Origin of the sequence: Pseudomonas quasicaspiana (assembly GCF_021147825.1) — a bacterium.
In the GTDB taxonomy this organism is placed as follows: Bacteria; Pseudomonadota; Gammaproteobacteria; order Pseudomonadales; family Pseudomonadaceae; genus Aquipseudomonas; species Aquipseudomonas quasicaspiana.
Genome location: NZ_JAGTPI010000003.1, coordinates 38,877 through 51,826, shown reverse-complemented (window position 1 = coordinate 51,826; position 12,950 = coordinate 38,877). Strand labels below are relative to the sequence as shown.

Here is a 12,950-nt window from a genome sequence, read left to right as displayed (position 1 = left end):
CGTAACAGAATGTGTGAAAGCTACGCGGTGGGGGATGGAGGTGTCAATCTGATCGGGCTGTCGATGCGAATCTTGCAGACGCCGCCTCTTATCCATGACACCGCGCTGTCTCGCGGCATACATAGGATCTGTAGGAGCTGCCGAAGGCTGCGATAGCGGTGTGTCAGGAAGGATGCATCGCAGCCTTCGGCAGCTCCTACAATGACCTTGGTGAATCAGGCCAATACCATCGCCAATAGCACCGTAACCTCCAGCAACTCCAGCAATGCACCCGCCGTGTCTCCGGTGGTGCCACCCAGGCGCTTGAGCATCAAATGACGCAGCCAGAAGAAACAGACGGCCGCCGCAGTCAAAGCGTAAAAACCGGATAAACCGGCAACCAGCACACAGCCTACTGCGCAGACCAACAGCACCTGTTTACCCGCCGAGCGCGGCAAATGGTCGGCCAGCGCCTGCCCCAACCCGCCAGCCCTGACGTAAGGCGTGCACAGAAACAGACCGAGCATGGCGCTGCGCCCCAGCACTGGTGCCAGCAGCAACGCCATGGAGTTCTGACTCTCAATCAACGCCAGCAGCGCGGTGAATTTAAGCAGCAGCACCAGAATCAGTGTGACCACCGCAATGGGTCCGCTACGGGGATCTTTCATGATGGTCAGGGTGCGTTCGGGGTCACCAAAACCACCGAGCCAGGCATCGGCGCTGTCGGCAAGACCGTCCAGATGCAGTCCGCCACTGAGCAACACCCAGGCGGTCAGCAGCAATGCAGCATGGAGCATGACAGGCGCGTCGCCGAGCAGCGTATTCAAGCCCAACAACACCAAACCGAACAGCACGCCCACCAGCGGATAAAACAGCAACGAACGCCCCAGCTCCTCGGGCTTGGGCATACCGGGCAACGTGACGGGCAAACTGCTGAGGAACTGCAGGGCGATCCAGAACGGCAACATGTCAGGCTTCCTCGCTATCGAACCCACAACTCAAATTGGAATGCTGTCTCTGTAGGAGCTGCCGAAGGCTGCGAAAGCAATTAGCCTGACACACCGTCATTCGCAGCCTTCGGCAGCTCCTACACCTTTGGTTGGGGCTCGGTCAGGAGCCCGCCATCAGCCACGCTTATCGCCAACAACGCGCCGTGCCCCACCGTCACTTGCAGCAATTGCTCACGAGGCAAGCCACGGGCGTTTGCCAGCAACAGGCGCATGACACCTCCATGGCTGATCAACAACACACGTTCGCCCGCATGGGCTTGATGCAGTTTTTTGACAGCAGCTAAAACCCTTGCCGAAAACTCGATCACGGGTTCGCCATTGGGTGGCGTGAAACCGTAAGGATCGTTCCAGAACAGGCCCAGACCTTCGGCATCGGTTTCCATCAACTGCGCGGCGCTGTGCCCTTCCCAATCGCCGAAATGCAATTCCTGCAAGCCTGGCTCCAGGCTCAGCGGCAATGCAAGGCGCTCGGCCAGTTCTTCAGCAAAGCGCGCGCAACGCTGCAATGGAGAACTGACGATTCGATCCCATGGACCGGCTTCAGCCACCGCGGCACGCATCTGCGCCCAGCCGGTGTCGGTCAAGGCATCATCCAGGCTGCCACGCATGCCGCCGCCCAGCTCGGTCTCACCGTGACGCAACATATCAAGATGCAAGATCATGCGGGACGATCTGCCACTGCGGCTTCAGCGAACGTCGCCATGCCGTTGTGCAGTTGGCAGGCCAGACGCACCAGCGGCACCGCCAAGGCTGCGCCGCTGCCTTCGCCAAGCCGCATGCCCAGATCCAGAAGCGGCTCGGCTTGTAATGTCTCCAACAGATGGCGATGGCCCGGCTCAGCGCCGCGATGACCGAACAGCAGCCAGTCACGGCAGCCAGGGTTCAGACGTACGGCGACCAGTGCCGCGACGCTGCAAATGAAACCGTCCACCAGCACGGTAATGCCTTCCTGAGCACAGGCCAGGTACGCGCCCACCAGCGCCGCAATTTCAAAGCCGCCCAGGCAAAACAGGCTCTGCAAAGGATCGCCAGCCTGCTCGACATGCAGCTTCAATGCTCGCTCGATAACGTCTGTCTTGTGGCTGATGCCCGCCGCATTCAAACCGGTGCCCGGTCCGACCAGCAATTGCGCGGCGCACTCAAGTAACGAACAGGCCACGGCACTGGCCGCTGCAGTATTGCCGATGCCCATCTCGCCACCGACAAACAGCTCGGTACCCACCGCCTTGGCCCGCAACACACTGTCGCGCCCGGCCTGCAATGCCAACAGGCCTTGCTCTTGAGTCATCGCCGGAGCTTTGGCGAAGTTCGCGGTTCCGGCACCGATGCGCAGGTGGCGTACGCCCGGCAGATCCAATGGGCTCACAGTGCCCAGGTCCACCACGTCCAGCTGCGCCGACAACTGCTGAGCAAGCACGCTGATTGCAGCCCCGCCGGTCACGAAGTTGTGCAGCATCTGCCCGGTGACTTCCTGCGGATAAGCTGACACGCCTTCCGCAACAACACCGTGGTCACCGGCAAAAATAGCGATCCACACCGCGTCAGCTTTGGGTTTGACCCGACCTTGCAGACCGGCCAACTGCACCGCGACGCGCTCCAGTTGCCCCAGGGAACCGGTGGGTTTAGTCAACTGCTGCTGCCGCGCGAGGGCTTCTTCCCGGACCGGAACGTTGATCGACTGGGCAGGCTCAAGCCACCACGAGTTACTCATAATGCGGATCCTTTCAAGGTCAGTGGCAAACCGGCAACGGTCAGCACCACGCGCTGGCAACGCTCAGCCAGAGCTTGATGCAGCAGGCCCGCCTCATCGACATAACGACGAGTCAGCTCACCGAGGGGCACCACGCCCAGCCCGGTTTCGTTACTGACAAAAATGATTTCGCCCGGCAATTGCGCCAGGCAGTCGAGCAACGCCTGACGCTCTTGCGCCAGACGCTCGGTGTTTTCAAGCATCAGTAAATTGGTCAACCACAGCGTCAGGCAATCCACCAGCAAGCATCGATCAACGCTGGCGTTTTCCCGCAGAACCCGCGCCAGCTCGATGGGTTCTTCAATCAAGCCCCACGTGTCAGGCCGACGCTCGCGGTGCAGGGCGACACGCTGATTCAGTTCGCCATCCACGGGTTGGCTGGTGGCGATATAAATCACCTCCAGCCCAGAGCCAGTGGCAAGACTTTCAGCCAGTCGACTCTTGCCGGAGCGTGCGCCGCCGAGGATTAGTTGCTGCATGTGAGCGCCTTTCTATCAAATTGAAATACGTTCCCCTGTAGGAGCTCACGAGCACCGCGAGGCAGCGATAGCGGTTTGTCTGATGCCCTGCTATCGCGGCCTCGCGGTGCTCGTGCGCTCCTACAGGTCAAGTGCCTTGTCATTTCAACCCACACAACTCACGCAGCAACGTGCCATCCAGATGGTTCTCAACCAGATCCGCCAACCGCTCGATATCGCGCTCGCGCAGTGCGTGGTAATCCACTTGCTGCACGTCCTGCAAACCAGCCCAGCGCAGTAGTGCGCTGCATGCCTCAGGGGTTTCGAACAGCCCGTGCAGGTAGGTGCCGAAAATCTGGCCGTCAGCACTTTGCGCTCCGTCGCAGCGGTCATCGTCCAGTAGCACGGCCGGATTTTCCAGGGCTGAGCCGGTGGTCACGCCAGCATGGATTTCATAGCCACTGACCCGTACGCCTTCCAGCGACAGACGCCCTTTCACGTTGCGCAGCTGCTTCTCTTCTTCGAGCACCGTGCTCATCGCCAGTAAACCAAGACCGGCGCTGGAGCCCGGCGCGCCTTCGAGGCCCAGCGGATCATGCAACTGCTCACCGAGCATCTGCAAACCACCGCAAATCCCCAGCAACTTGCCACCATAACGCAGGTGTCGGGCGATAGCGCTGTCCCAACCATTAGCGCGCAGATACGCCATGTCGCTGCGCACGCTTTTCGAGCCGGGCAGGATGATCAGGTCAGCCGAGGGAATGGTCTGCCCAGGACCAACAAATTGCAGATTGACCTGCGGATGCAGGCGCAGCGGATCGAAATCGGTGTGGTTGCTGATCCGCGGCAGGATCGGCACCACCACGTTGAGCACTTGCTCGACCTTGTCAGTCTGGCGCTGATCGAGACCGTCTTCGGCCTCAAGATGCAGGTCCATCACGTAAGGCAGCACGCCAACCACAGGTTTGCCGGTCCGTGCTTCGAGCCAGTCCAGGCCTGGCTGCAGCAGCGCGATGTCGCCACGAAAACGATTGATGATGAAGCCCTTGACCCGCGCCTGCTCGCTGGGCGAAAGCAATTCCAGCGTGCCGACCAAATGGGCGAAAACACCGCCACGGTTGATATCGGAAATCAGCAACACCGGGCAATCCACCGCTTCGGCGAAGCCCATGTTGGCGATGTCGTTGGCGCGCAGATTGATCTCGGCAGGCGAGCCAGCACCTTCGACCATGATTACCGGATAGGTCTGGCCCAGCCGCTCGTGGGATTCCAGTACCGCTTTCATGGCGATTTCTTTATAGCCGTGATACGCCACCGCATTCATGGTGGTAACGGCGCGACCATGAATAATCACTTGCGCGCCGGTGTCGCTGTTGGGCTTGAGCAATACCGGATTCATGTCGGTATGCGGCTGCAACCCGCAAGCCTGGGCCTGCACCGCCTGAGCACGGCCGATTTCGCCGCCGTCCGCCGTGACCGCGCTGTTGAGCGCCATGTTCTGTGGTTTGAACGGCACGACGGCGACACCCTGCCGGGTCAGCCAGCGGCACAGCGCCGTCACCAGCGTGCTTTTCCCCGCGTCGGACGTGGTGCCTTGCACCATCAGAGTGGTCATGGCTGCTCCTCGCCTGGCAGGCTTTGGTTGAACTCGACCAGCGACTTCTCAAAACGCTGCCAGTGGGCTTCAGTGTCCGGCAGGCCGAAGCGCAGACTGCATTCGAGCGGGTTATCGCTGACGAACAAGCGCAACAAGATGCCGCGTCGGGCACAGAACTCGTGCAGCGACTCCGCGTGCGGGGTGATCACCCGTTGAAACAGCGCGCAGCCGCCGTCCGGCTTTAGCCCGTGGCGAGTCAGTACCTGCACAAGACGCTCGCTGGCCTGATCGGTGCGGGCACGTTGCGCAAGGTGACCCTGAACATCTTTCAGGCACGCTTCGCCGATAATTCGCGTGGGGCCGCTGACGGTCCAGGGGCCGATTTCCTGAGCCAGTGATTTGAGTAAATTTGGCTCAGCCAGGACAAATCCCAACCGCACACCGGCAAGCCCGAAGAATTTGCCAAACGAGCGCAGCACGACCAGACCGGCGAGGCCGGTGTGGGCCGCAAGGCTCAAAGCCGGCGTGTTATCCATAAAGGCTTCATCGACCACCAGCCAGCCGCCCCGCTCCGCCAGTCGCCCATGCCACTTCAACAAGCATTCCTGGGTGAGCATCAGGCCGGTCGGGTTATTCGGATTAACCACGACCAGTACGTCGAGGCTGTCGAGGAAGTAATCCACTTCATGCTCAAGCACTTCGCGCACCAGAAAGCCCGCGCTGCGCCAGGCGTGAGCGTGCTCGGCATAACAAGGCGACAACACGCCCACCTTACCGGCAGTGCGCAAACGCGGCAGGGCCTGAATCGCAGCCTGGGATCCGGCAACCGGTAACGCTCGCGCTGCACCGTAATAAGCACAGGCGGCTTGTTCCAGACCATCATCGGCTTCGGGCAGGCGATGCCAGGCGGCTGCCGGAATCGATGGAATCGGGAAGGCCCAAGGTGCAATGCCCGTGGACAAGTCCAGCCAGTCAGCTTCACCAATGCCGTACTGTCTGGCTGCCCTGCGCAGGCGGCCGCCATGTTCAAGCATAAAATTCGGCTCCAATGCACAACACCAACAACCATAACCACACACCGCGCTGCACCAGTTGCCAGCCGCGATCAATGGAATTAGCGTCAGCGGGCACACCTTCACCCAACTGCGGACGCTGATGCAGTTCGCCGTGATAAATCGCGGCACCGCCCAGTTCGACACCTAGCGCACCCGCGCCCGCGGCCATGACCGGCCCGGCGTTGGGGCTGTCCCACGTCGGGCCTTGGGTGCGCCAGCAGCGCAAGGCCAGACGGGTTTTGCCCAGCAACGCGTAAGTCAGCGCCACCAGCCTTGCAGGAATATAGTTGAGGACGTCATCAATCCTCGCCGCCGCCCAGCCGAAACGCTCAAAACGCTCGTTGCGATAACCCCACATAGCGTCCAGCGTGTTACTCAATCGATACAGGACCACGCCGGGCGCACCGGCAACGGCAAACCAGAACAGTGCAGCGAACACCGCATCGCTGCCGTTCTCCAGCACTGATTCAGTGGCCGCGCGGGCGACTTCAGTGGCGTCCAGCTCCGAGGTCTGGCGACTGACCAGATAGCCGACGCGACGCCTTGCTTCTTCAATGTCATCCGAGCGCAGCGCCTGCGCCACCGGCTCAACGTGCTCACCCAGACTGCGTAAACCCAGCGCGCAATACAGCGCAAGGATTTCCACCAGCCAGCCAATGTAAGGCAGCCAGCTCAATGCGGTCGCCAGCAGGGTCAGCGGGATGACCGCAATAAACCAGGCCGTGACACCGTGACTGCGCCAGCCGCGACCGGCCGAATTGAAGCGCTGCTCGATCCGGTCAGCGTAACGACCGAACGCGACCAATGGATGAGCGCGCTTCGGCTCGCCCAGCAACGCATCCAGCGCCACCCCGGCAACACTTAACAGCGCCACACTCATTGACCGACTCCCCATTGGTTTTCAAACAGCATTTCGCTCAGCGGGCGCTCTTTGCCCCAACCTTCCATGACCAGCATCGGCACCGGATAGAACTCGGTCACCGGCCCCAGGCACAGAATCGCCAGCGGTTTTGCGCCCTCGGGCATGCCCAGCAAGTCAGCCAGGGCTTGTGGTTCAAACAGCGAAACCCAGCCCATGCCCAATCCTTCGGCACGTGCTGCCAGCCACATGTTCTGAATGGCGCAGGACAACGACGCCAGGTCCATTTCCGGCAACGTGCGGCGGCCGAAAATGTGTTTTTCACGGTCATCCATCAGCGCAGCAACCAGCACTTCTGCACAGTCGTTGATGCCTTCCACTTTGAGTTTCATGAAATCATCGGCGCGCTCGCCCAGCGCTTCGGCGGTACGAATCCGTTCAGCTTCAACCTGCGTCTGAATAGTCGCGCGCAACGCCCGGTCGGTGATGCGGATAAACCGCCATGGCTGCATCAAGCCCACGCTGGGTGCCTGATGCGCTGCTTCGAGCAGACGCGTCAGCAACTCGGGCGCTACGCTGCCACCGCTGAAATGCCGCATGTCACGGCGCTCGGCAATGGCGCGATAGACCGCAGCACGCTCTTCGGCGCTGTACGCTTGATCACTCATGGTTTGAAAAGCGCCGCAATCGCCTGGGGATTGGAAGGGAAATAGAAGTGCACATAGGACGCCGTCATGCGCCCGTCGCGATAGACCGCCTCGGCGCCACGCCCGCCGTTGGGACTCAGGCCCCGGGCAATTGGCTGCAACTCGGTGCTGGTCAATGAATGGTGATAAGTGTGGCCGCGCAGTTCGCCTTCGGGCAATGCGACGTTTTGTAGCGCCAAGGCCGCCAGACGTTTCTGCATCACAGCCTCGCCTGCCAGCAAGCCCACCAGCTCAACCCGCAACCCGTCGACATCGGTCAACGCATCCAGCAGATACAACATGCCGCCGCACTCCGCCAGCATCGGTTTGCCCGCTTGATGGTGTTCGCGGATTGCGGCCAGCATCGGCGTATTCTGGCTCAATGCAACGTGATGCAGTTCTGGATAACCGCCGGGCAGATAAAGGCTATCCGCCTCGGGCAAAACGCTGTCGCGGATCGGCGAGAAGAACACCAGTTCGGCGCCCATTGCCCGCAACAAGTCCAGACTCGCGCCGTAGGTAAAGGCGAACGCCTCATCGTGAGCGATGGCGATGCGCACGCCTTCAAGCAGCGGCTCGGCTGGAATAATTTCCGGAGCAGCGAAGGTCACGGCGGGTGGTAAGGCCACTTCGCAGGTGCTGGCCAGGGCATCAGCCGCTGAGTCCAGGCGCAGGTCCAGGTCATTCAGCTCACTGGCTTGTACCAAGCCGAGATGACGGCTTGGCAGCTCGATTCCGGTTTCCCGTGACAACGCGCCGTACCAGCGCAAACCTTCGGTGAGGCTGCCTTCCAGCAATTGCGCATGGCGCACAGTGCCGACACGGTTGGCCAACACACCGGCGAACGGCAGGTCCGGCTGATAGCGCGCCAGCCCCAGGGCCAATGCGCCAAAGGTCTGGGCCATGGCCGTACCGTCGATCACGCCCAATACCGGGACACCAAAATGACGAGCCAGATCAGCGCTGGACGGCGTACCGTCGAACAAGCCCATCACGCCTTCAATCAGAATCAGATCAGCCTCGCCCGCAGCTTCCCACAACAGGCGACGGCTTTCATCGGCGCCGACCATCCACAGGTCGAGCTGATAGACCGGCGCACCGCTGGCCCGCTCAAGAATCATCGGGTCGAGAAAATCCGGCCCACACTTGAACACGCGAACCTTGCGGCCCTGATTGCGATGCAGGCGAGCCAATGCGGCGGTGACGGTGGTTTTACCCTGACCCGAAGCGGGCGCGGCGATCAATACCGCCGGACAGTGACGCGGCTCGCTCATGACAGTGCGCTCACAGCTCAATGCCTTTCTGGGCACGAATACCAGACTGGAAGGCGTGCTTGACCACGGTGATATCGGAAACCGTGTCGGCCATGTCGATCATTTCCGGCTTGGCGCCGCGACCGGTCACGATCACGTGCTGCATCGGCGGACGCGCCTGCAAGTCGCTGAGTACCCGCTCGATGTCCAGATAGCCGTGCTTGAGGGCAATGTTCAGTTCGTCCAGCACCACCAGGCCAATGGACGGATCACGGAGCATTTCCAGAGATACTTCCCAAGCGGCTTCGGCCGCAGCGATATCGCGCTGACGGTCCTGGGTTTCCCAGGTGTATCCCTCGCCCATTACGTAGTAACGGACCTGTTCCGGAAAACGCCGAAAGAAGAACTCTTCGCCCGTGCTGTGACTGCCTTTGATGAACTGCACGACGCCGCACTGGATGTCGTGGCCCATGGCCCGGGCGAGCATGCCGAACGCGGAGCTGCTTTTGCCTTTGCCATTGCCGGTCAAGACCAGCAGCAAACCGCATTCGTTAGGGGCGCTGGCAATGCGCTCGTCCATGACGGCTTTCTTGCGCAGCATGCGCGCCAGATGGCGTTCGTCACGTTCAGGGGATTCGTTCATCTCAGCTCTCCGCTTGAGGGCACGCGAAAGCAGACGGAGGGCATAGCAAAGACTGACAGCACGACCACAGGTCATGCGCAGAGCATCGCCCGCCGTGATGCTGTTGAATGGATCAGGCCGGTCTCCGGGCTCATGAGCGGGCGAACCCGGCTGCGCGCCTTCCCATGCCTGAGCACAGTGGCAGTTTGCACAGTTTTCACTCATTTACCGTTGCGGGGGCAGCGCCGGAATAGCTCGAAAAAGAGCGAACGCACCGGCTTCCCTGTTTCACTCGATCAGTCCACGGACGATGAGCACCTGAAACAAGCGCGCAGGTTAGAGCCTTGACCCCGGAGCGTCAATCAACACAGGGGTTGAACCTCAACCGCGTGAGGGCCTCTACCGCTTACTGCACCACCGCCCGTTACGGAGATCAACCATGTTCACGCTCAAACCGCACTACGCCGTCTTGCTCGTGCTCGCCGCTGGCCTCGCGGGCTGTGGCGAGTCCTCGACCCTGCAAGTCACGGACGGAACAGGCCCGTCTCCGAAGTTGCCGGAGCCCAACAAGACCCTGATCCCGACGGTCAACATTGCCCCGGCCGTCGGCTGGCCGCAGGGTGGCAAACCTGTTGCGGCCCCGGGCACTCAGGTCGCTGCCTTCGCTGAAAACCTCGATCACCCGCGCTGGCTGTATGTGTTGCCTAATGGCGATGTGCTGGTCGCCGAAACCAATTCCCCGCCCAAACCCGATGACGATCAAGGCGTCCGTGGCTGGGTCATGAAGAAAGTCATGGGCCGCGCCGGGGCCGGCGTGCCCAGCCCTAACCGGATTACCCTGTTGCGCGACAAGGATCACGACGGCGTGGCAGAAACCCGCACCGTGTTTCTGGAAAACCTCAACTCGCCGTTTGGCATGACGATGGTGGGTAACACGCTCTATGTTGCCGATACCGACCGGCTGATCAGCTTCCCCTATAAAGATGGGCAGACGGCGATCACCGCGCAACCGACCAAAATCGTCGATTTGCCCGGCGGTACGCTGAATCACCACTGGACCAAAAACGTCATCGCCAGCAAAGACGGCAGCAAGCTTTACGTAACGGTTGGCTCGAACAGCAACGTGGCGGAAAACGGAATGGCAGCTGAAGAAGGTCGGGCAGCCATCTGGGAAGTAGACCCGGCGAGCAAAACCCACCGCATCTTCGCCTCGGGTCTGCGCAACCCGAACGGCATGGACTGGGAGCCGACCACGGGCAAGTTGTGGACCGCGGTCAACGAGCGCGACGAAATCGGCAGTGACCTTGTGCCTGACTACGTGACCTCGGTTCAGGACGGAGCCTTTTATGGCTGGCCGTACAGCTATTACGGCCAGCATGTGGATGAGCGGGTTAAACCACAAAATCCGGAGCTGGTTGCCAAAGCGATCGCGCCTGACTTCGCGGTGGGTCCGCACACGGCCTCGCTAGGCCTGGTCTTCGCCGACGGCAAAACCTTGCCTGCACCGTTTAACGAAGGGATGTTCATCGGCCAGCACGGCTCGTGGAACCGCAAACCACACAGCGGATACAAGGTGCTGTTCGTGCCATTCAAAGACGGCAAACCAGCCGGTACGCCGATCGACCTGCTGAGCGGCTTCCTCAACGCCGATGAAAAAGCACAGGGCCGCCCGGTTGGCGTGGTGAATGATCATCAGGGTGGATTGTTAGTGGCCGATGACGTCGGCAACAAGATCTGGCGGGTGACGGGAGCGAAGGCGCAACAGGCTGGGGTGAAACCTTAACGGGCCTGCCTCTGAACTTGAGGTGACCCAATCGCGGGCAAGCCCGGCTCCCACAGAGAAATGTGATTCATGTGGGAGCCGGGCTTGCCCGCGATAAGGTCAACGTGATGCTGTGACGGACGCGCATTCACACTTGCCTACGAAACTCGCTGATTTTTCCTAACACGAATAGCGAAAGGGCTACTAAAACTTAGTATAGAACTGGATAACACTTGCCCACATCGAAAATGTGGTGAGGAAGGGCATGTGACCGAAGAACAAACCTTTGCCAGCGTCTGGGACGCTTTGGCGGATACGGCTCAAGAGGTTGCGCATCTGAAAGCTCGCTCGCAGCTCATGATTGAACTCAACGAACAGATCAGGCAGTGGCCGGGGAACGACACGGTTAAGGCCAGTAGACTGGGCGTTACCAAACCGCGCTTCTCTAATCTGAAAGCTGGCAGAGTCGATCTGTTTAGCCTTGATGCTTTGGTTGATCTGGCTGCAGCGGCGGGATTAACGGTTTCAATGCATTTCGTCGCGGCTTGATAAGCCGCTCCCGCAGCGTTACTGATTGCGCGCCAGATTCGAAGGCTGGATCACTCGCTTGGCGTCCAGATAAGCCTTCTGCCAATAAGGTTTGTCGAGGCTGTCCAGCTTCACGGTTCCGCCGGTAGCAGGTGCATGTACAAAGCGCCCTTCGCCAACGTAAATGCCTGCATGGCTGACTTGTGAACCACCGCCTGTGGCGAAGAACACCAGATCACCAGACTGCAGTTGCTCGCGCCCAACGCTCGGCGCACGCATCACAATCATGTCGCGGGTTGAACGTGGCAAGGCAATGCCCGCCGCATCACGATAGACAAACCCGATCAGACCGCTGCAATCGAAACCTGAATCAGGCGTGTTGCCGCCCCAGCGATAGGGCGTGCCCACGAGCCCCAGAGCGCGGAACAACACGTCTTCAGCAGCAGGGTTGGGGTTCTCGGCGGGAGCAACGATTACCGGGCGTTGAACAACCCGAGGCTGAGGCGGCGGCGCACTGGCGCAAGCACCCAGTAACGCAGCGAGAGAAATGACCACAATACGTAGCGTAATCGACATAAACACAACAACCTGAGGTGGATGCGGCTTACTTTGCCGGGAGCCCGAAAAGCACAAGACAGGCTTATAGCCTGTCTTTGTACGGGACGCTAATTATTTGTGATTACGCTTTTTGACCGCTGGAGTCTTGAGCGTCGTCGCCGTCATCGCAGTGGTCTGAGCGGGCGCAGTTGGCGATTCCATCGCCAGAGCACGCTTGGCTTCGATGAAGGTCTTGCTCCAGTACACATCGTCCAGGCTGTCTACACGGACACCGCCACTGCGACGGCTGCTGGAGTGGATGAACTGATTGTCGCCCAGGTAGATAGCGGCGTGGCTGACGCGACCGCGCCCGGCAGTGCTGAAGAACAGCAGATCACCTGGTTCCAGATCATTGCGCTTAACCAGCGGAGCATCGATGTTGATCATTTCACGGGAAGAACGCGGCAGGCTCATGCCCGCCTCTTCACGGAACAGATAACCAATGAAGCCGCTGCAATCAAAACCGGACTTGGTGGAGGTACCGCCGAAACGGTAACGGGTACCGATCAGGGATTTGCCACGTTCAAGAATGCTGTCAGCGAGTACTGGCAACTGGTAAGGCTTGTTGTCGGAGAAACGCGCCAGTTCAGCTTCTGTCGCCAGTTCTTCCTGCAAAACCGAACGATCTGAACGGACGTTTGCATTGGGAGCGCTGACCGATCTGGCGGTTTGCTGCTGTACTTGCTGTTGTTGCGAGACCGGTGAATTGGCGGCGCAACCTATAAGCAGGGTGACAAGTGCGAGAGGCACGAGGGGTGCGAAGCGAGCTAGCATGGGCACGACCGTGGCTGATA

General features: G+C 60.3%; 14 protein-coding genes and 1 riboswitch. Of the genes, 2 read left to right on the top strand and 12 right to left on the bottom strand.

Features of this window, described 5'->3' with window-relative positions:
* Nucleotides 1-215 precede the first annotated feature (215 nt).
* The 10 genes from KDX30_RS03555 to cobO all read right to left on the bottom strand — a co-directional run bounded on the left by KDX30_RS03555 (nucleotide 216) and on the right by cobO (nucleotide 9,290).
* Complete coding sequence (locus tag KDX30_RS03555; protein WP_231674983.1) at nucleotides 216-947, bottom strand: adenosylcobinamide-GDP ribazoletransferase; 732 nt, start codon at nucleotides 945-947, stop codon at nucleotides 216-218.
* 119 nt (nucleotides 948-1,066) lie between these two features.
* Nucleotides 1,067-1,651, bottom strand: a complete 585-nt coding sequence (gene cobC, locus KDX30_RS03550; protein WP_231674982.1) for an alpha-ribazole phosphatase family protein — start codon at nucleotides 1,649-1,651, stop codon at nucleotides 1,067-1,069.
* A complete protein-coding gene (gene cobT, locus KDX30_RS03545) occupies nucleotides 1,648-2,700 on the bottom strand; it encodes a nicotinate-nucleotide--dimethylbenzimidazole phosphoribosyltransferase (RefSeq protein WP_231674981.1) in 1,053 nt (350 codons plus the stop codon). The genes cobC and cobT overlap by 4 nt, the downstream gene beginning before the upstream one ends.
* Nucleotides 2,697-3,218, bottom strand: a complete 522-nt coding sequence (cobU, locus tag KDX30_RS03540; RefSeq protein WP_231674980.1) for a bifunctional adenosylcobinamide kinase/adenosylcobinamide-phosphate guanylyltransferase — start codon at nucleotides 3,216-3,218, stop codon at nucleotides 2,697-2,699. The genes cobT and cobU overlap by 4 nt, the downstream gene beginning before the upstream one ends.
* Before the next feature lie 139 nt (nucleotides 3,219-3,357).
* Nucleotides 3,358-4,812, bottom strand: coding sequence for a cobyric acid synthase (locus KDX30_RS03535; RefSeq protein ID WP_231674979.1), 1,455 nt, complete (start codon nucleotides 4,810-4,812; stop codon nucleotides 3,358-3,360).
* Complete coding sequence (cobD, locus tag KDX30_RS03530) at nucleotides 4,809-5,828, bottom strand: threonine-phosphate decarboxylase CobD (protein WP_231674978.1); 1,020 nt, start codon at nucleotides 5,826-5,828, stop codon at nucleotides 4,809-4,811. Before cobD ends, KDX30_RS03535 begins: the two co-directional genes overlap by 4 nt.
* Nucleotides 5,821-6,729 (bottom strand): adenosylcobinamide-phosphate synthase CbiB, encoded by a 909-nt coding sequence (gene cbiB / locus KDX30_RS03525; RefSeq protein WP_027902074.1) that lies wholly within the window; start codon nucleotides 6,727-6,729, stop codon nucleotides 5,821-5,823. The genes cobD and cbiB overlap by 8 nt, the downstream gene beginning before the upstream one ends.
* Nucleotides 6,726-7,376: a 5,6-dimethylbenzimidazole synthase gene (bluB, locus tag KDX30_RS03520; protein ID WP_027902075.1), complete on the bottom strand. Its 651-nt coding sequence runs from the start codon at nucleotides 7,374-7,376 to the stop codon at nucleotides 6,726-6,728. Before bluB ends, cbiB begins: the two co-directional genes overlap by 4 nt.
* A complete protein-coding gene (locus KDX30_RS03515; RefSeq protein WP_231674977.1) occupies nucleotides 7,373-8,668 on the bottom strand; it encodes a cobyrinate a,c-diamide synthase in 1,296 nt (431 codons plus the stop codon). The genes bluB and KDX30_RS03515 overlap by 4 nt, the downstream gene beginning before the upstream one ends.
* Before the next feature lie 10 nt (nucleotides 8,669-8,678).
* A complete protein-coding gene (gene cobO, locus KDX30_RS03510) occupies nucleotides 8,679-9,290 on the bottom strand; it encodes a cob(I)yrinic acid a,c-diamide adenosyltransferase (RefSeq protein ID WP_027902077.1) in 612 nt (203 codons plus the stop codon).
* Nucleotides 9,291-9,388: 98 nt separating this feature from the next.
* A riboswitch (cobalamin riboswitch) is annotated at nucleotides 9,389-9,606 on the bottom strand.
* A gap of 102 nt (nucleotides 9,607-9,708) precedes the next feature.
* Between cobO and KDX30_RS03505 the strand changes: the two genes are divergently transcribed.
* Complete coding sequence (locus KDX30_RS03505; protein ID WP_231674976.1) at nucleotides 9,709-11,052, top strand: PQQ-dependent sugar dehydrogenase; 1,344 nt, start codon at nucleotides 9,709-9,711, stop codon at nucleotides 11,050-11,052.
* A gap of 246 nt (nucleotides 11,053-11,298) precedes the next feature.
* The gene (locus KDX30_RS03500; protein WP_231674975.1) at nucleotides 11,299-11,580 is read left to right on the top strand and encodes a helix-turn-helix domain-containing protein; all 282 of its coding nucleotides are present in this window, start codon (nucleotides 11,299-11,301) and stop codon (nucleotides 11,578-11,580) included.
* Nucleotides 11,581-11,598: 18 nt separating this feature from the next.
* On the opposite strand, the gene KDX30_RS03495 is transcribed toward KDX30_RS03500, so the two are convergent.
* Together KDX30_RS03495 and KDX30_RS03490 are read right to left on the bottom strand one after the other, a co-directional pair.
* Nucleotides 11,599-12,135 carry a C40 family peptidase gene (locus tag KDX30_RS03495; RefSeq protein WP_027902383.1) on the bottom strand — a complete coding sequence of 179 codons (537 nt, stop codon included), beginning with the start codon at nucleotides 12,133-12,135 and terminating at the stop codon, nucleotides 11,599-11,601.
* 93 nt (nucleotides 12,136-12,228) lie between these two features.
* Complete coding sequence (locus KDX30_RS03490; RefSeq protein WP_122704264.1) at nucleotides 12,229-12,930, bottom strand: C40 family peptidase; 702 nt, start codon at nucleotides 12,928-12,930, stop codon at nucleotides 12,229-12,231.
* Nucleotides 12,931-12,950 lie beyond the last annotated feature (20 nt).